Below are 18,004 nucleotides of genomic sequence, written 5' to 3'. Positions count from 1 at the left end.
GCAAACTACCTGCGCCGCATCAGGTCAGGCCGGTGCATTTCATTGATCGCGCCGTCCATCTGGGCATAGCGCTCGGTGAGCTGGCGATACAGCTCTTCTTCTGCATCGTGATAGCGGCGTGCCACGGCGCTCTGTGCATTGAGATAGGCCGCAGATGCCGCCTGAATGGCGGCAGCGCCTGCCCCCGCGATCTGGCGCCGCGCTCGTGCATAGGCAGCGACAGTGGCGTCCCACAGGTCGGAGTAAAACTGGGCGACCGCGTTTGCCGTGGCTTTGGCAGTAGAGAGCCCTTGGTTCGCCCAGCCATAGACCCGCGAATCGCCCAAAATCTCTTCTTTGAAGACGTGGCGAAACCTCAAGTAGCCCCCCGTGAGCAGAATGAATTCCTGCTTCTGCGCAACGGGGCGAAAGCCGGCTCTTGAGTCGTGCACGTAGTCGGCAAACAACTCGGCGCACCCCGGCGGCGGCAGCGGCGCATCGACCGCAATCTCGACAAACTTTTTCTCGTAATCGGTCAAGGGTGCTTTGCCGGGTTCAATCACCAGGGTGCCCAGCAGCGGCGAGATCAAGCGAAAGCTGTCTTTGAGCCGCTCCTTTAAAAACCCGCCCACCGTCGCATTGGCCTGCCGACGCTCCAGCAACCAAAGAAGCTGCAGCCGGAACAACCTGTCGGCTTCGCCCAGATCGGTCTGGTCTTTCTTTGGGTCTAGCGTGAGTGTTGCGCGCTTGAAAAAATCACAAGCTGCAACGCCCCCACCCTCGCGCTCAAGACTGGAGCGCAAGCGCTTTCCCTCCATCGACTCTTGATTCGCCAGCGCTAGCTTGCGCGCTTCAAGCTCGGCAATCTGGCTTTGAACGCTTCTGGCCTTCGGGGCGTACTTCGCGTTGATTGCGGCAGCCGCGCGCTGGCCTTCGGCCGTGGGCAGCAAGGTTGTCGGGTTGACACTTACGCCGTCGCGCGACAGTGCCCACTGCTCGTTGACCCGGTGCTGCTCCAGCGATTGCTGTTCGGCTTTCAGCCGGGCAATCTCAGCGTCCAGCTTCTTCTCGTCTTGCGCCAAGGCTCGCTCGTGAGACTCTGCAAAATGCAATGAGGCACGCCAACGTATGTAGTGGCGAGCGTGACCCTCGGTGAAGGCGCGTATGTCACCGCCCTTCACGCCTTGGTGCGTGAGCCAGGTGTTGTAGGTTTTGATCAGGCGCTCATCGGTGGCAAATGATTTGGCAAGCTCAGGAATGGCCTTGATTTCCTGAATCGTCTTCATCGGCACGCCGCCTTTGATGGCAGCAAAGTGCATGTCGATCAGCGGTATTTGCGAGAGGTGAGGCGAGGCGCCCCACTCGGGCATGGCCTTGCCTTGCTCGCCGGGCCAGTAACCACCGCCCACATCAGAGTGCATGCCGGGGTAGCCCACATTGCCGCGCCCCACAGCGGCTTCCAGTGGGAAGAAGGCGCGCTGCTCGTGCAGCGCGATGAAGTGCGCACAGTCTTCCACCGCGGGGTGCACGGCTTGCGTGCCTTTGGCCCAGGCCATGTGGCCGTCGGTGAACGGTGTGACATCCCCCAAGCCCACCGACGCCACCGTGTCGAAGAGGCCCATGAAGCCTATGCGCAGGGGCACCCCCGCCAGGGTCATGCCGCCACCCTTGCGCTCGCAGATCTGGCTCAGCCAGTAAGCACAAGCGCGCGCCTGCGCTGCGCCGCGAGAGAAACCGAAGATGGAGACGTTGATTTGCAGAACCTTGCGCTGGTGTGCTTTGACCACCGAGGCAAGCCGCTCCTCGACTGCGGTGAGCCCCGCCCAGCGCAAGGTACCCTCCACCGAGATCGGGCCGGCAACGTCTCTGCTGATGGTGTTGACCAAGGCGCGCTGTTCGCCCGGGCTGAGCAGATTACTACCAAGCAGATACCGATTTACCGCATTAAAGATCGAGGTGATTCCCCAGTTGATGCGGTCAGCTCCCATGAAGCCAAAGCCCATGCCCCCCTTTTCATACTCCCACTTCGTCACGTCGCCGACTTCCTGGAAGGGAGTCCCAACGCCTGGCATGTAGTACGCAAACATACCGTTCTCTGGCTCGATAACGTGCGCATCGAAAAGCCGAGCGACATTGCTGTGCTTGTTGCGGGCGCGCTGAGTCTGGGCATAGCCCTCCTCCACCCATCGGTCGTTGTTGCCCGTGCCATCAAAGAACAGGCCTACATAGACCTGGCCTTGGCACTCAGATGACTTCGAGCGAACGCACTTCATTGCCTTGGCGCGTTGGGTCGCCTCTTTGGCGTTGAGCTTGCGTTCGCCGTTCAACGGAGCGGGGCGGCCTGTATAGATGATCGTCATTTCGCTTTCCTCAGAGGCGAGCCGCTGCAGCAGCTCAATACACCTTGTCGATCGGCACGCCGGGCTTCAGCTCAGCCTCTGGCCCCGTCAAGGGGTAGTCGCGGTGCCTCAATGTCATGCGCAAAGCGAAGACCTTGATCTCCCCACTTCGCAAGAAATGAACATTGAAGATGGCCAGCGTTTTCGGGTCGTACTCTGGAACCACCACATCACGCGAGTGCGCCTTTCCTTCATGGTCAGTCCAAGTCACCTTGACCTTCAATCCAGAGTACCAATGCGCTGGCAATTCAACGCAACAGATAAAGGAACCTCCTCCGGTGCCTGCAAAGATGTTGCCGCCCCATTCGCCGTTCACGTAGAAGGCGCTGATGTACTGATCCGTATGGTTGTAGCCCGTCAACTCAGCGCCAACCGTCTTGCCTGGTTTGGCGGGCCGCGACGCGGCAGTGGCCGTGGCGACAGAGCCGGCGCCTGTGTCTGGCGTGCACCCCACCATGGCAAACAAGGCGACCAGCACCACCAGAAGGTCACGCATTCCAACGCTCGTGCATCTTTGTTCTTTCACGTGCTCACTCACGCGGCAACGTCGCGATCGGAACCCCGGGCTTGAGTTCGGCTTCCTTTCCCTTGAGGGGGTAGTCGGGGTGCCACAGGCTCAAGCGATTCGCGAATACCTTGATCTCGCCGGTACGCAAGAAATGGACGTTGAAGCCACTGAGCGTCTTCGGGTCGTACTGGGGAACTGCCACTTCGCGAGAATGGGTCTTGCCTTCGTGGTCATCCCACGTCACCTTGACCTTCAAACCGGGATACCAAGGTACTGGCAATTGGACGCAGCAGACAAACTTGCCGCCGCCCGTACCTGCAAAGATGTTGCCGCCCCATTCACCATTCACGTAGAAGGCGCTGATGTACTGATCGGTATGGTTGTAGCCCGTCAACTCAGCGCCAACCGTCTTGCCTGGCTTCGCAGGTTGAGACGCCGTTGCAGACGTGCTCGAAGGCCCGGCGCCTGTGTCGGGCTTGCACCCCCACAAGGCACACGCGGCGACCCACATCACGATGAAATCACGCATTCAGTACCCTCTCTTCTGACGGCTTGGCCGCCTCATCCCACAACGGCGCACCCGAGTTTGATACCTCGTCAGGCAAGGCCTGAATGCCCTTGGCCAGCTCATCGAAGCTCAGCGGCGGGGCCGTCAGCAGACCTTTGAATTCTGGAGAGTCGATGCACGCGCCCGAGGTGTAAAGCGCCAGCAACACGTACTGCGCTTGTCGGTCGATGTCGTCAAACCCAGCGGCCATCGCCGCTTGCTGGTGCTTGGACACGAACTCGGTGAGCACGCGGCTGGGTACGCGTTGGGTCTCGTCGGGAATGATCTGACGCAGGTGCTTGATCAACACGTCTAGCTCGGTGGCGTCGACCAGCATGCCGTATTGGGTGTCGGTCAGCTTGATTGATGGCTCGCCAAACTGCGTGGCCGAGGGGAAGCTTGCTGCAGGTAACTCAACGGCGAGCACAGAGACCTCGCCGAAGCGATCCACGCAGGCCCAGTGGGAGGTGCGTGCCGCAAACGCCTGCGCCTGTTCGGGTGTCAAGCAGGCGAGCCATACCGGCAAGATTCTGGTGTCGTACCACCGCATCAGCATCGCCTGGCCTTCAGTCAGGCCCACCACGTGAAACTGGCGCAGGTGCTTCGCCACGTCTCGCGGCGTCGCATCTGTTTCAAACCACGTGAGGCAAGGCGCCGCATAGGCAAGCTTCTCGGCCCAATCGAACACGCGGTGGCGCACATCTGCATCAAGGCCGCCCACAGGAATCAACAAGGGCGCAATCTCTAGCAGGCTTTCTTCTGGCGTGCCGTCGAACAAGGAGAGGTAGGGCACCCCCAAGCGGCCCAGCATTTGATGGCTGTTCTCGGCGGGCGCCGTGTCAAGAATGAGCAGCAAAGAACGCTGCCGCGTTTGGGCGGCCTCGAAATCTTGCTGTAGGGCGTAGGCCACGTGCATCAGACCAGCACCCCCGGCGCGCCCTGCTTCATTGCATTGAGCAGGCAAGCCTTGCACGCAGCACGCGGCAATGTGGGCATGGCATGGCTTTCACGCTCCGGCCCCACCATGCTCTTGATCGCCGCATGCACGGTGATCTTCCCCGGGCACTGCACGGTGATGCCCGAGCCTTGAATCACGATCTGCGCCCCGCCCGATGTTTGCAACGTGATCTTCTTGGCCGAGGCCCATTCCACCGCACCCACGGCCGACTGAACGTTGATCAAGCCCTTGGCTGCCACCTGAGCTTGGCCGGCCTGCGCCTGCATCTGCACCGGCCCCTGGCCCGCGATCATCGTCAGCCCCGTGCCCTTGGCGCCGTCACCCGCTTGCACCGCTCCGGCCAAGATGCCGATGCTCTGCCCAGTGTTCACTCTGAGCTGGTTGCCGCCCGCGATGTGGATGTCTTGCCCAGCCTGCCAGCTGATGGCCTCGCCACTGGCGAACTGAATGTCCTGCCCCGCCACCACCGCGAGCCCGGCCTTGGCGGTGATCGCCACGATGGGGTCGGTGGTGTGCGGCAGCTTGCCGCTTGTCGCTTGCGTGCTCTTGTTGCCTGCGTCGTTGAGTGCCGCATCCATGCTTGCCTGGCTCACCATGCCGCTTGCCGTCTGGTGCAGCGCCTTCATCGGCGCGAGCTTGTCGCTCAGGTTGCTCTGGTTGGCCTTGATGGTGCCCAGTGCCGTCGCCAGCGCTGTGGTCTGGTGCGTGTGTGTGGCCTTGCTGAAGGTGTCGGCCAAGGTGAGAGCCTGCTTGAGCAAGGCCATGCCCGCCGCGTTGTCGCCGGCCGGGTCGGACGGGTTGGCGCCGTAACTGGTGATCAGCAGCCCCTGCGTGGCGCGAATGGCGCCATAGGCGTCGGTGCGCAACTCGAAACCCGTTCCTCTGAACGAGCCTCGCGTGTTGTCAGCTTGGTGCACGAGGTAACCGAGGCTCAATTGGGTCGCGTGTTGGGTCGTGGCGAGCTGCACTCTGAGTTGCCCGGGCGTGTCATCAAACACCAAACTGTTACTGCCCGCAGCGCCCATCTCTTTGCTTTTGACGCCGCTCATCGCCGCCGCGTTGTTCTGCGCGTTGGCCCCAGGTGTGGCAGGCCCTGGCGCGCCGCCGTGCCAGGCCGGGCTGTTGCCACCTGGGCCCGAGCCGATCAGGTTGCCTTGGCCGCTCGGGGTGTGGTCGCTGCTCTGGCTGAAGACGCGGGCGTCGCTGGCGTCACCCTGGCCCGGCTGCCCGCCCGGGGTGCGCACGAGGCCGCCTTCGCCCTTGCCGTTGTAGACGGAGCCCGTGCAGATGGGGCGGTCGATGTCGCCCTCGATGAAGTGCAGCAGCACTTCTTGCCCTATGCGTGGGATGAACTGATGCCCCATGCCCGGCCCAGCCCAGCGCTGTAACACGCGCACCCAGCAGCTGCTGCGGTTGTCTGTTCGTGGGTCAGCGTGAGGGCTGCTCTGCCAGTGGAATTGCACCTTGATGCGGCCCAGAGCGTCCATGTAGAGCTCGTCGGCGCCTTCTGCGCGGGTGTTGCCGGTCGGGCCGACGACGATGGCCGTTTGCATGCCCAGGGCGGTGGGCTTTCGAGCGTAGACCGGCCGCCAGGGAATGGTGCGGCGGCAGGCCTCGAAACGGTTGGCGTAGCCGGTTTCGGCAGCCTTGGCGGCCAACTCGGGGTCGTCGGCCAGCGATTGCAACAGCTCGGCCAGGGGGTCGGGCCCGGATTCATCAGCGAAGAAGTCGAAGCTCGCCGGTGCGTTGGCCATGGCATGGGCGATTCGATCACTCAGCTCTTTGGGCAGGTTGTTGATGCCCAGGGCATGCACGCTGTGCACGGTGAATTCGAGGCCGGCTTCGTCGTGTCCCAGCGCAAAGCCGCTCAGCGCATCGAGCGTGCTTTGCTTGAGGGTGAACCACTGGCCGGCGCGCAAGCTGCGCACTGAGCTTCTGGCGAGCCAGGTTTTGTTGCGGAACTCGTGGGCTTGCTGGCCGAGAGTGGCGAGGTGTTGAAGCTGTTCTGTCGTGCAGCTGCCTGTGTCGGCTGTGGCACCCGCCGATTGGTAGCTCTCCAGCCAGCCGGCCATGTCTTGTAAGGCCGGTGCGCCGAACGGGTGATGGGTGGGCACGTCTGCCGCCACCGCGCGCTTGGCCTGGTAGTCCCATTGCAGGACTGCGGTGCGCGCCGGGTTGAGGCGGCGCATGCCGCCGAAGCTTTGAATGGCGTCTTGCGCTTCGGTGGCGCCACTGCGCTGGAATTTGATGCCGGAGCCACCTACGGCGCTGTGCGATGTTTGGTTTTGGGGCCAGCGCTCACTGTCGGCGAATAAGACGATGCAGTGGCCTGCGGGGGCGTCGCCAGTCTCTTCGACGCGGTAGCCCAGGCCTTCGCTGGCCAGCAGGCGGCTCAGGAAGGCCAGGTCGGTTTCGCGGTACTGGGTGCAATAGGCGCGCACACCTGCATTCGGGCCTTGGGCAAGGAAGTCCTGGATGTCTTCTTTGCCGCTGTCGGACTCTTCGCCCCAGCGCCAGGCCGCATAGCCGCTGTAGGCCGCGTCGCTCAAGACAGAGTCGATGATTTCGGCCACGCTCTTGCCTTGCCAGACGCGGCTGTGGCTGCCAAAGCGGAGCATTTCCACCCAGGGCTTGAAGGTGACTTGCAGGCGCACGAAGCCGCCGTCGGACTCCAGATATTTGGCAGCGAAGATGATGCCGGTGTGTTTCTTGATGCTGCCGTCTGACAGCGCCGCGCTGAGCGTGATGCGCTTGCCCAGCAGGGCTTTGATCGCGATGTGCGCGTTCAGTGTGAGGGCGGTCAGCTGAACGGCAAAGGGCTCGCTGATGCTGTCGATGGAGATGAACTTCTCGACCAGCAGGTCGGCCACTGGGCCGTCACCTTCAATGTTGTAGAGCCTCTTGCTTTGCATCCAGCCGGCAAGCAGACCTTGCAGCTGTGACAACGGCGTGTTTGAAATGGCGTCGCTCAGCCGGTCGATCATGTTCGAAATTCCCTGAGGGCGCAGCGGTTTAACGCGCGCGTTTCTTTTGCGGTTCGAGGCAGATTTATTGTGTCAGTGTCATCTGCGCGAGAGGGCTCGGCACACATCTGTTACGCCCCCCTTCGGAGGGGTTGCCTGGGCCGACAAGCTCAGCCCGAACGAAGGTTGATGTCGCGAGTTTTAAAAAGCTCAATGGCTCTGCGCCGGGCGCTGCAAGGTCGACAGCAGGGCCGCCAGCAAGATCAGCCCGCCGCCCAGTGCCAGCCCGGTCGTCATCACCCCGCCGCCCAGCATCAGGGCCGAGACCGAAGCAAACAGCACCTCGGTCAACATGACCACCGATGAGACGTTGGCCGGCAGCCGCGCGGCACCGTACTGAAGCGCCGCGTTGCTGGCCAGGAAGCACACGCTCAGCACTGCCGCCAGCGGCAACCAGGTCATGCTGGGCGCAGGCGGCCAAGCCATCTGGCCGCGCAGCACGAGCACCGTGGCCAGGCCCCCTGCCACCAGCACCCCGCCTATGAACATGGCGAGCGCGCGGCTTTCTTCGGGCCGTTGGGCTTCGCGCCTCAACATCACGTTGTTGAGCGCAAACGAGAAGCCCCCGAGCACGCCCAACCAGTCGGGCAGCGATTGCGGCAGCGGCAGCCCTTGCCCGCCCTCCGGCCACAACACGATGCACGCACCAGCCAAGGCCAGCAGCACCCGTGCGGCGGCGATGGCGGTCAGCGCTTCTTTGAGCAGCACGCGGGCGAGGAACACCACCCACAGCGGCATCAGGTAGAACAGCAGCACGACGCGCACCACGTCGCCAATAGAAACTGCCCAATTGAAGGCGGCGTTGGTGCTGCCCGAGGCGAGCACCAGCACCCACAGCGCGGGCGTGCGCAGCACCTGGCCAAAGGCCCGCGGGCGCACCGCTGCAATCACCGCCACCGCCACCAGGTACACCAGCACCGTGGCCCACAGCGGGTGCAGGCCCTGCGACTGCAGCAGCCGAAACGGCCACCACGACACGCCCCACACAAAGGCATTGAGCATCAGCGCCAGCGCGGGCAGCAAGGGTCGGGATGTAGGCACGGGCGCGATTGTCGCTGCGTACGACAGCACTCCAGTTTTCTGCACTGGCACCCCAAGTTCGTTGGATTGCGCAGCGACCCCCAACCGCCTAAGGTCAGGCTCAGCACTCTTCGCCTCTACCGGAGCCGCGCATGAAGCCCTTGACCGTCTACACGCCTGACCAGGTCTCGTCGAGCGAGCCGCCCGATCTGAGCTTTGCGGCCTACCGCTTCCTGGCCGAAGGCGATTCGTGGTTCACGCTGAGCGGGCTGAACCCACTGCGCAACTCCAATCTGCTGTTTGCAATGCAGTTCGACCAGTTCGCCTGCGCGGTGAACTGCGCCACGCCCGGCGACACGCTGGCCCACATGGCGCAGATGAACAGCGACCCGGTGTTCGTGCAGCTGCTGTGCGGCCGCCGCGCTCTGGTGTGGGACGGCCTGTTGCTCTCCTGCGGCGGCAACGACCTGATCGACGCGCTGAAGGCCGTCGGCCCCAGCGTGCCGCGCGCGCAGCGCCTGCTGCTCGAAGCCGACGAGTGGGGGCCGGCAAGCGACGGCCCGGCGCGCTACCTCAGCCCCGAAGGCTGGCAGACCTTCGACACCTATCTGCAGGCCAACTTCGCGCACCTGCTGGCCCTGCGTGACGCGGGCCCATCAGCCGGTTGCCCGGCCTTCATGCACGGCTACGCCTGCCCCACGCCGCGCAAGGCCGGCGCCGGCCTGGGCCTCGGGCCGTGGTTGCTGCCCTCGCTGCAGGCGCACGGCATTCCGCCGGAAAACTGGCAAGCGCTTTCTGCCTTGCTGATGCGCAAGCTGGGCGCGAAGCTGGCAGCCATCGCGGCCGACGGCGAGCGCTTCCCCAACCTGCATTTCTTCGACACCTGCGAGATCGCCCTCGACGCGGCAACGCTCGATGCCGAAGGTGAAAGCGGCGACTGGGTGAATGAGATCCACCTCACACGCGGTGGTTACGCAAAGCTCACCGCGCCATGGGGCGTGGCAATCGAGCAGGTGATGCGCGGCTAGTGGCGGGGCCAGAAGCGCGGTTGAAAACCAGCCTCTCACACCACGCCGCACCACACCGAACGCTGCGCGCTCAGTGCTTGTCGCTGCGTGCCAGCGCCAGCAGGCGCTGCACTTCGTCGCGGTGGCGCACGCAGTTGGTGGCGTGCCAGCGGCGGATCAACCACATGGTGGCGGCAACCACCAGCCCGAAAATGGTGATGGCGCCGAAGGCCGAAAGGCCGAACTTCGTCATGCCGGTGTAGAACGCGCCCAGCGCCAGGATGCAGGCCTGCTCATTGAAGTTTTGCACGGCAATGGAGCGACCCGCGCCCATCAGGTTGTGGCCTCGGTGCTGCAGCAGCGCATTCATCGGCACCACCAGGTAGCCCCCGATGGCGCCCAGCACGATCAGAAAGGGCGCCGCCACCGCCACGTTCGTGATGGCGTTCATTGCGATCACCAGCAGGCCCATGACAATGCCCAGCGGAATGACATTGGTGGCCTGGTCGAGCCGCATGCGCATCGACGCCACCACCGCGCCCACCGCCGTGCCCAAGGCCACAACGCCCACCAGTGCCGAGGCTTGCGTGGTGCCGTAGCCCAGCGCCACGCTGGCCCAGGCCAGCACGATGTAGCGCAAGTTGCCCGACACGCCCCAGAACAAGGTGGTGGTGGCCAGCGAGATCTGGCCCAGCTTGTCATCCCACAGGCGTGCATTGCAGTTGGAGAAGTCACGCACCAGGGCCGTCACGCTGTGGGCAATGGGCTGCAAGGGCGCTTCGGTGCGCGGAATCTTCAGGTTGAACAGCGCCGCGATGATGTACAGCAAGATCATTGATGCAATGGCCGCCTCGGGCGGGGTGTCGACACCGGTGTCGATGAAAGGCATGTCGAACTGCAGCAGGTACTTCGAGATCGTGTGGCCCACCAGTTGGCCGCCCAGCAGCACGCCGAGGATGATCGAGCCGATGGTGAGCCCTTCGATCCAGCCGTTGGCCTTCACGAGCTGCGAGTTGGGCAAGAGCTCGGTCAAAATGCCGTACTTGGCCGGCGAGTAGGCCGCAGCCCCGAGGCCCACGATGGCGTACGACAACAAGGGGTGGGTGCCAAACAGCATCATCAGACAGCCCACCACCTTGATCAGGTTCGAGAAGAACATGACTTTGCCCTTGGGCACGGCGTCGGCAAAGGCGCCCACCAGCGGAGCGAGGATCACGTAGAACAGCGCGAACATGGGCACCAGGGCCGCTCGCTGCCACTCAGGCTGACCCGACGTCTTGAGCAGTTCGACCGCAGCAACGAACAACGCGTTATCAGCCAGCGAGCTGAAGAACTGCGCTGACATGATGGTGTAGAAACCTTTTTTCATTCGCCCGCGGGGGGATCCGTCGTTTCGCATGCCCCTGGGGACGGGCCTGCGGCGGCGTTTATAGCACGCAGGTTGGCGCCGGCGACCCCGCAAGTCGAAGGGTTCGAGGGTCACTACCTAGAGGTGAAAAGCGGCTTTGCCGGTGCGGCAAGCCGGCCTCGCCGGTGGCGCATACTGCGCCCATCACCATCACGCTGCGCACCTACACCGACATGCGTTTGAGCCAGTTTATCCAGCAAAACGTCGAGCCGATCTTGGTGGAATGGGTAGCCTTTGCGCGAACGATGGCGCCAGCGCAAACCATGTCGGTGGTCGCGATCAGAGACCATGCGCAGGCGATCCTGCTCGACATCGCGCACGACATGACCACGGCGCAAACTGAAGCAGAACGGCAAGACAAGTCCGAAGGGCTCGCCCCCGTCCCGCTCGAAAATACACCGGCTGCGGTGCACGGCGGGTTGCGCCAGAAGGTGGGCTTTGATCTGAACCAGCTTGGCGCAGAGTTCCGCGCCTTGCGCGCCACGGTGCTGCGCATGTGGATGGCCCGTATCACCACTGCCCCCACCACCCAAATGCTGGAAGAGGTAAACCGGTTCAACGAAGGTATCGACCAGGCGATGGCCGAATCGATCGCGAGCTACTCAGAGCGCATGGGCAACTCGCGAGACACCTTTCTGGCGATCCTCGGGCACGACCTGCGCAACCCCTTGGGGGCCTTGCGTGGATGCCTGCAAGTGCTCGAAACGGCAGACACCACCGCCGAGCGCAGGGCGCGTAGCCTGCACATCGCCAAGCGCAGCATCTCGTCCATCGACGAGATGATCCGTGACCTGCTCGAGTACACCCGCACACGGCTCGGCCGCGGCATCGAGGTGACGCCTCGCCGCGGTGATTTCGGGGCGCTGTGCTACGAAGCCTTTGAAGAAGTCCGCGCAACCCACCCCGCGTGCGACCTGAGATGGCAGGTGTCTGGCAATGACCTGCACGCCGACTTCGATGCGCCGCGCATGCGGCAGGTACTTGGCAATCTGCTGAGAAATGCGGTTCAACACGGCAGCGTCGACTTGCCAGTCATGCTGCACGTGTCCGACGAAGGCGAACACGTCAGCGCGGTCATCGTCAACTACGGCAAGCCGATAGCGCCCGAGGCTTTGCAGGTGATCTTCGACCCGCTGGTCCAGCTGAGCCCGGAGGACGCCGAAAGCCCCGAACCGCCCAGCACCAGCCTGGGGCTCGGGCTGTACATCGCGCGCGAAATCATCAACGGCCACAACGGGTCGATCACCGTCACCTCGTCTGAGGCCGATGGCACCGCGTTCAGTTTGCAGCTGCCGCGCAACAGCGCCTAGGGCCGGTTCGCACCACGCATATCAGTGCTGGCTGCGTGCCAGGTGGAGCAGGTGCTTGACCTCATCGGCGTGCTTGCCGCAGTTGCGCAGGTGCCAGCCCCTGACGAACCACATCGCGCCGGCCACCAGCAGGCCGAAGATGGTGATCGCGCCAAACGCAGACAGCCCGAACCGGCTGAGCCCGGAGTAAAACGCGCCCAGCACCAGGATGCAAAACTGCTCGTTGAAGTTTTGAACGGCGATCGAGCGGCCCGCGCCCATCAGGTTGTGGCCGCGGTGCTGCAGCAGCGCATTCATCGGCACCACCATGTAGCCACCGAGCGCACCCAGCACCAACAGGAAGGGCGCGGCCACCCACACCTGGTCGATCACGTTCATCGCGATCACCAGCAGGCCCATCAAAATGCCCAGCGGTATGACACGCGGCGCCTGGTCGAGCCGCGTGGTGACCGAGGCCACCAGCGCGCCCACCGCCATGCCCACGGCGACCACGCCCACCAGCGCCGACGACTGGGTGATGTCGTAGCCCAGCGCCGCCGCAGCCCAGGCCAACACGATGTATTTGAGGTTGCCAGACACGCCCCAGATCAGCGTCGTGGTGGCCAATGAGATCTGGCCCAGCTTGTCGCCCCACAGTCGCGCATTGCAGCGGGTGAAGTCGCGCACCAGACCCTTTACGCCATGGGCCAATGGTTGCAGCGGCGCGTCGGTACGCGGAATGCCGAGGTTGAACAACGCGGCCAGTGCATAGAGCCCGATCAGCAAGGCCACGGCGGCTTCGGGCGCGGTGTTGATGCCGGTGGTGAGGTGCGGGATGTCGAAGCTCAGCAACTTGGTCGAGATCACGCGGCCCACGAGCTGCCCGCCAAGCAGGGTGCCCAGGATGATGGAGGCGATGGTCGAGCCTTCCATCCAGCCGTTGGCCTTGACGAGCTGCGAGGGCGGCAGCAGCTCGGTCAAGATGCCGTATTTCGCGGGCGAGTAGGCCGCAGCGCCCAGGCCCACCACCGCATAGGCGAGCAGCGGGTGGCTGCCGAACAGCATCATCAAGCAGCCCACCACCTTGATCATGTTCGACACGAACATCACCTGGCCCTTGGGCCGCGCGTCGGCAAAGGCACCCACCAGCGGCGCCAGCAGCACGTAGAAGAGCGCAAACATCGGGATCAGCGCGGCGCGTTGCCACTCGGCGCCACCCGATTGGCGAATCATCTCTATCGCAGCGACGAACAACGCGCTGTCGGCCAGCGAGCTGAAGAACTGCGCCGCCAGGATGGTGTAGAAACCTTTTTTCATTCACTCGCCACAGTGGCGTCGTTGCTGGGGCTGCGCCGTTATAGCACGCAAGAAAGACTATCCACGCCGCTGGCGGGCCTAGCACCGGGCCGCTCCGAAGCCGGCCCGCATCCCCTCGGGGGATCGGTCGGTGTACCCGTCGATCGAGGGGCTGTCATCCGGCAGAATCGGGCTCATGCCGCGCCCGATCGAAGCCCAAGTTCACCCCGACGCGCTTGCGCACAACCTCAAGTGCGCGCGTGACCACGCGCCCGACGCCAAGGTGTGGGCGGTGGTCAAGGCCAATGCCTACGGCCACGGCATCGAACGGGCCTATGCCGGCCTGCAGGGCGCCGATGGTTTTGCGCTGCTCGACCTGGCCGAAGCCGAGCGCGTGCGAGCGCTCGGCTGGCGCGGGCCCATCCTCTTGCTCGAAGGCTGCTTCGAAGCGCGTGACCTGGAGCGCTGCTCGCGTCTGAACCTCTGGCATGTGGTGCACCACGAGATGCAGATCGACTGGCTGGCCACGCACAAGACCACCTGGCCGCACCACGTGTACCTGAAGATGAACAGCGGCATGAACCGCCTGGGCTTCACGCCCTCTGCCTTCAGATCGGCCTGGCAGCGGCTGTCGGGTCTCACGCAAGTCGACCAGATCACGCTGATGACGCACTTGTCTGACGCCGATGGCGACCCCAAGGCTGCGCGCGGCATCGCGCACCAGCTGGAGGCTTTCAACGCGGCCACACACGACCTGCCCGGCGAGCGTTCCATCAGCAACAGCGCCGCCACGCTGCGCTACGCGCCCAAGCAGGCCCAAGTGCGCGGCGACTGGGTGCGCCCGGGCATCATGTTGTACGGCTCATCGCCTGACTTCCCACTGAACAGCAGTGCGCAGTGGAGCCTGCAGCCCACCATGACGCTGCGCTCGCGCCTGATCAGCACGCAGCTGCTGCAGGTGGGCGACACCGTGGGCTACGGCAGCAGCTACACCGCCGACCGCGCCATGCGCATCGGCATCGTGGCCTGTGGCTATGCCGATGGCTACCCGCGCTCGGCCAGTACCGGCACACCGGTGCTGGTCAACGGCGTCAGCACGAAGATGGTCGGCCGGGTGTCGATGGACATGATCACCGTCGACCTGAGCCCGGTGCCGTATGCGGTGGTGGGCACCGAGGTCACGTTGTGGGGCCGCGGGCCGCAGGGCACCGCGCTGCCCGTCGACGAGGTGGCGCGCGCGGCCGGCACGGTGGGCTACGAGCTGATGTGTGCCTTGGCGCCGCGGGTGCCGGTCGTCACCACCTCGTCATGAGCCTGCGCGAGCTCAACGCGCGCACGCGGCGGCGGCTGCGCTTTCATGGCTGGGTGCTGACGCTGTGGTGCCTGGCGGTCGGCGGCATCACCAACTGGTTGCTGTTGCGGCGGCTCGACGTGAGCACGCCTGCTGTGCGCTATGCGATGAGCGCAGTGGTGATGTATTCGGTGGGCCTGGTGTTTGGCGTGCGGGTGTGGCTGCGCCACTTCGCCGCATCGGCGCGCGACGAGGCCGAGCTGCGCGAGCCGGCCACAACAGCCGAACGCATCGCATTTGATCGCGAGCGCGAAGACCGGGGGAAAGTGGCCGGCAAGTCTTTCGACTGGGGCGACGTGCTTGGCACCGCGGCCGATCTCTTCAGCTTCGACGAAGCCGCACTCCTGCTGCTCATCCCAGCGCTGTTGCTGCTGCTTTTTGGTCTCTTGATGCTCACCGGCTTGTTGCCGGTGATGCTGGTCGATGGCCTCGCCGGCTTGCTCGCCGAAGTGGCGGTGCAGTTCGTCTTCGGTGCCTTGATTGCACGCCGCCTGCTGCGCCCGCGATCGCAAGACGACGCTTTCCTGCACATCGTTGGCAAAACCTGGATCGCCGGCCTGCTGCTGGTGCTGGTGAGCGCCGTGCTGGGCGGGTGCCTGCGCTACCTGCAGCCCAGCGCCGTGTCCATTGGTGACCTGTTTCGCTGACGACATGGCCGCCGAGATCAACCCCGACGAGGTGGAGTTCAACGCCATCCGCGCGCAAGGCGCGGGCGGGCAAAACGTCAACAAGGTGTCGAGCGCCGTGCACCTGCGCTTTGACATCCGCGCCTCGTCGCTGCCCGAGCCGGTGAAAGAGCGGCTGCTGGCCATGTCCGATCAACGCATCACGGCCGATGGCGTGGTGGTGATCAAGGCCCAGACCTCGCGCAGCCAAGACATGAACAAGCAAGACGCGCTGGCACGCCTGCAAGAGCTGGTGAACAGCGTGGCCACACCGCCGCGCGTGCGCAAGGCCACGCGGCCCACTTACGGCGCCAAGCAGCGTCGGCTGGCGGGCAAGAGCCAGCGCGGTGAGACCAAGGCCGGGCGCTCCAAGGTGCGCGGTGGCGAGTAATGTCCGATCCCCGCCGCCAGCACCCTGGAGCGCTCAGCCCTGATCGTCAACCGCCGAGCTGTTCGCCCAGCAGCTTCAAGCTTTGCAAGTCGCCGGCCGGCAGCTTGCCGGCACGCAACAAGGTTGCGCTGTGGACGCCGCGCAGGCGGAACAACAGCTCCTGCTCCACGGCTTCGATCTCGCCGGCGTCTTGTACGTCGAGCTCTTCTTCGCTCCACAGGCCGCTGGTGTTCCAGCCCTTGCGCAGGCGGCCCAACAGGTGCTGAGCCAGGCCCAGTGCATCCATCAAGGCCTGCGATTGGGCGGTGGATGCGAGCGCCACGATGCCCACATGTGCGGTCTGCAAGGCCGCGTCGAGCAGCGCAAGCCGCACCTTGATTTCGTCGCGGCTCACGCTGGTTTGCAGGGCCGGTTCGAGCCGGCTTGCATAAGAGATCGCGCCTACCCAACCCAGCTCGAACTCGCCCGGCACCACACGCAGCGCCACGCTGGCGCGCGCGAGCAACGGGCAATCACCGCGCAGCACACCGAGCACCGTCTCGGTGACGGCAAGCTGGCGCCCTTGCGGCGAGATCTGGTCGCGCTGCAGGCAATGCGGGTAGCCCGAACCATCCAAGCGCTCGTGGTGCTCGGCCACGGCGCGCGCTACCGCGGCCGGGTAGTCGGTGAGCTGCTGCAGCAGCATCTGGCCCACGTGCGGGTGCACCACCAGATGTTTGTAGCTCTGGAAGTCATGCATGTGCCCGGCATCGGCTTCACCGTGCTCGGGCGCGATGTACATCTCGCCCAGGTCGTGCAGCAGGCCGCTCAGCATGGCCAGCCGCAGGTCTTGCGCGCTGCCGCCATGCGCAATGGTGAGGGCGCCGTTCAAGGCCATCGCCTGCAGCGCATGGTCGAAGGTCTCGGGCCGCGAGGCTTGGCCCGCGGTGAGCAGCAGTTGCACCACCGGGTGCAGCGGCAGCTGCGGCGCCTCGCGCAGCAGCTTGGCGGCATGCGGTCGCAGCAGCGGCGCGAGCGGCGTGTCGCGCTCGATCAATCGCTCTAGCGCTTGCACCACCGAGTGCGCGGTCACGCCGTCTTCGGCGAGCAAACAGGATTCGAGCGGCTGGCGCAGCTGGCGGTCCAGCAGCTTGCGTTGCAGCGACTGCGAGACAGGTTGGTCACGCGCCCACAGCTTGGTGCCCGAGATGTCGAAGATGTCGCGCGACGCGATGATCGATTTGGTCTGGCTCGCCTCAAGAATGGTGGCCAACGCGTGCGGGTTGGCGGTCGTGAAGCTCTGGGGCTGGGTTTGCGTCGTCATGTGTGTCTCCAACGGGCCGTGACGCCTTGTTTTCGACACCTACCCACCGCACTCAAGGGCGGGGTTGTGACAACACGTTTCCGTCGCGGTGTCGGCGGGCCGAGCGCCGGGCCGCTCCCAAGCCGACCCGCATTCCCCCGCGGGATCGCCCGATGTACTCGTCGGGCGAGGAGCTCACATCACCCCCGCTTGAACATGGCGAGCAAACCACCGGCCGCCACGAACAAGCCGCCGAAGGTGCGGTTGAGGATGCGGATCTGGCGGGCTGAGGTGAGCAGGCGCAGCACCTTGGAGGCGAGCGCCGTGTAGCCCGCCATCACCACCAGGTCGGTGAAGCCCAGCGTGGCGGCGATCACCGTGTATTGCGGTGCGAGTGGGTGGGCCAGATTGAGAAACTGGGGCACCACAGCCAGCAGAAAAACGGTGCCCTTGGGGTTCACGGCGTTGACCATCCAGCCCCGCAGCACCAGCGTGCGCCGTTTCGTGGTGGCCGCGTTGCCCGTCTCGGCCACCATCGGCACGGCAGGCGCTCGCCACTGCTTGACGCCCAACCACACCAAGTAGGCGACGCCCAGCCACTTGACGATGGCAAAGCCGAGGCTCGACGTGGCGATCAGCGCGCCCAGACCGAGGCCGACCACGATCACCTGTGTCCAGATGCCCAGCACCAGGCCGAAGGTCATGAAGTAGCCACGCGCAAAGCCGTGGTTCAAGCCCGAGCTCATGGCGGCCACCGCGCCCGCGCCTGGCGAGATGCTGATGGCCCAGGAGGCGGCGAAGAAGGCGAGCCAGGTGGTGAATTCCATGATGTGTGCGTGCCGTTCTGCAAGGAATAAAAGAGTTGTCGCCAAGACGCAGAG

Annotated in this window: 15 protein-coding genes; 5 read left to right on the top strand and 10 right to left on the bottom strand. The window is 64.5% G+C overall.

The genetic code is table 11. From position 1 onward, the window contains the following. Positions 1 to 5: 5 nt before the first annotated feature. The 6 genes from AC30QB_RS02050 to AC30QB_RS02025 all read right to left on the bottom strand — a co-directional run bounded on the left by AC30QB_RS02050 (position 6) and on the right by AC30QB_RS02025 (position 8,455). On the bottom strand, positions 6 to 2,339 hold the full coding sequence (locus AC30QB_RS02050; protein ID WP_489544524.1) for a T6SS phospholipase effector Tle1-like catalytic domain-containing protein: 2,334 nt from the start codon (positions 2,337 to 2,339) through the stop codon (positions 6 to 8). A gap of 34 nt (positions 2,340 to 2,373) precedes the next feature. Further along, positions 2,374 to 2,916: a DUF3304 domain-containing protein gene (locus AC30QB_RS02045; RefSeq protein WP_489544523.1), complete on the bottom strand. Its 543-nt coding sequence runs from the start codon at positions 2,914 to 2,916 to the stop codon at positions 2,374 to 2,376. After that, positions 2,909 to 3,415 (bottom strand): DUF3304 domain-containing protein, encoded by a 507-nt coding sequence (locus AC30QB_RS02040; RefSeq protein ID WP_489544522.1) that lies wholly within the window; start codon positions 3,413 to 3,415, stop codon positions 2,909 to 2,911. Before AC30QB_RS02040 ends, AC30QB_RS02045 begins: the two co-directional genes overlap by 8 nt. Further along, positions 3,408 to 4,343, bottom strand: a complete 936-nt coding sequence (locus tag AC30QB_RS02035) for a DUF4123 domain-containing protein (protein ID WP_489544521.1) — start codon at positions 4,341 to 4,343, stop codon at positions 3,408 to 3,410. Before AC30QB_RS02035 ends, AC30QB_RS02040 begins: the two co-directional genes overlap by 8 nt. Before the next feature lie 5 nt (positions 4,344 to 4,348). Further along, positions 4,349 to 7,375: a type VI secretion system Vgr family protein gene (locus AC30QB_RS02030; RefSeq protein ID WP_489544520.1), complete on the bottom strand. Its 3,027-nt coding sequence runs from the start codon at positions 7,373 to 7,375 to the stop codon at positions 4,349 to 4,351. A 189-nt stretch (positions 7,376 to 7,564) separates the two neighbouring features. Continuing rightward, positions 7,565 to 8,455 (bottom strand): EamA family transporter, encoded by an 891-nt coding sequence (locus tag AC30QB_RS02025; RefSeq protein WP_489544519.1) that lies wholly within the window; start codon positions 8,453 to 8,455, stop codon positions 7,565 to 7,567. Positions 8,456 to 8,586: 131 nt separating this feature from the next. Between AC30QB_RS02025 and AC30QB_RS02020 the strand changes: the two genes are divergently transcribed. Continuing rightward, positions 8,587 to 9,462 (top strand): hypothetical protein, encoded by an 876-nt coding sequence (locus AC30QB_RS02020; RefSeq protein WP_489544518.1) that lies wholly within the window; start codon positions 8,587 to 8,589, stop codon positions 9,460 to 9,462. Positions 9,463 to 9,532: 70 nt separating this feature from the next. On the opposite strand, the gene lplT (AC30QB_RS02015) is transcribed toward AC30QB_RS02020, so the two are convergent. Next, positions 9,533 to 10,810 (bottom strand): lysophospholipid transporter LplT, encoded by a 1,278-nt coding sequence (gene lplT / locus AC30QB_RS02015; RefSeq protein ID WP_489544517.1) that lies wholly within the window; start codon positions 10,808 to 10,810, stop codon positions 9,533 to 9,535. Positions 10,811 to 10,974: 164 nt separating this feature from the next. Between lplT (AC30QB_RS02015) and AC30QB_RS02010 the strand changes: the two genes are divergently transcribed. Beyond that, positions 10,975 to 12,159 (top strand): sensor histidine kinase, encoded by a 1,185-nt coding sequence (locus AC30QB_RS02010; RefSeq protein WP_489544516.1) that lies wholly within the window; start codon positions 10,975 to 10,977, stop codon positions 12,157 to 12,159. A gap of 21 nt (positions 12,160 to 12,180) precedes the next feature. On the opposite strand, the gene lplT (AC30QB_RS02005) is transcribed toward AC30QB_RS02010, so the two are convergent. Next, positions 12,181 to 13,455 (bottom strand): lysophospholipid transporter LplT, encoded by a 1,275-nt coding sequence (gene lplT, locus AC30QB_RS02005; protein WP_489544515.1) that lies wholly within the window; start codon positions 13,453 to 13,455, stop codon positions 12,181 to 12,183. A 175-nt stretch (positions 13,456 to 13,630) separates the two neighbouring features. Here lplT (AC30QB_RS02005) and alr point away from each other — a divergent pair, with 175 nt between their 5' ends. From alr to arfB, 3 genes are read left to right on the top strand one after another with little or no spacing between them, the layout of a single operon-like run. Continuing rightward, positions 13,631 to 14,746: an alanine racemase gene (gene alr, locus AC30QB_RS02000; RefSeq protein WP_489544514.1), complete on the top strand. Its 1,116-nt coding sequence runs from the start codon at positions 13,631 to 13,633 to the stop codon at positions 14,744 to 14,746. Next, a complete protein-coding gene (locus AC30QB_RS01995) occupies positions 14,743 to 15,432 on the top strand; it encodes a hypothetical protein (RefSeq protein WP_489544513.1) in 690 nt (229 codons plus the stop codon). Before alr ends, AC30QB_RS01995 begins: the two co-directional genes overlap by 4 nt. A gap of 4 nt (positions 15,433 to 15,436) precedes the next feature. Then, positions 15,437 to 15,841, top strand: coding sequence for an alternative ribosome rescue aminoacyl-tRNA hydrolase ArfB (gene arfB, locus AC30QB_RS01990; RefSeq protein ID WP_489544512.1), 405 nt, complete (start codon positions 15,437 to 15,439; stop codon positions 15,839 to 15,841). A gap of 46 nt (positions 15,842 to 15,887) precedes the next feature. Here arfB and AC30QB_RS01985 read toward each other — a convergent pair whose 3' ends face one another. Both AC30QB_RS01985 and AC30QB_RS01980 read right to left on the bottom strand, forming a co-directional pair. After that, positions 15,888 to 17,144 (bottom strand): HD-GYP domain-containing protein, encoded by a 1,257-nt coding sequence (locus AC30QB_RS01985; protein ID WP_489544511.1) that lies wholly within the window; start codon positions 17,142 to 17,144, stop codon positions 15,888 to 15,890. 179 nt (positions 17,145 to 17,323) lie between these two features. Then, positions 17,324 to 17,950, bottom strand: coding sequence for a LysE family transporter (locus tag AC30QB_RS01980; RefSeq protein ID WP_489544510.1), 627 nt, complete (start codon positions 17,948 to 17,950; stop codon positions 17,324 to 17,326). Positions 17,951 to 18,004: the final 54 nt, after the last annotated feature.

Origin of the sequence: Rhizobacter sp. (assembly GCF_046595475.1) — a bacterium.
Lineage (GTDB): Bacteria > Pseudomonadota > Gammaproteobacteria > Burkholderiales > Burkholderiaceae_C > Rhizobacter.
The sequence above is the reverse complement of the archived record's forward strand: the minus strand, read 5'-3'. Positions and strand labels throughout refer to the sequence as shown.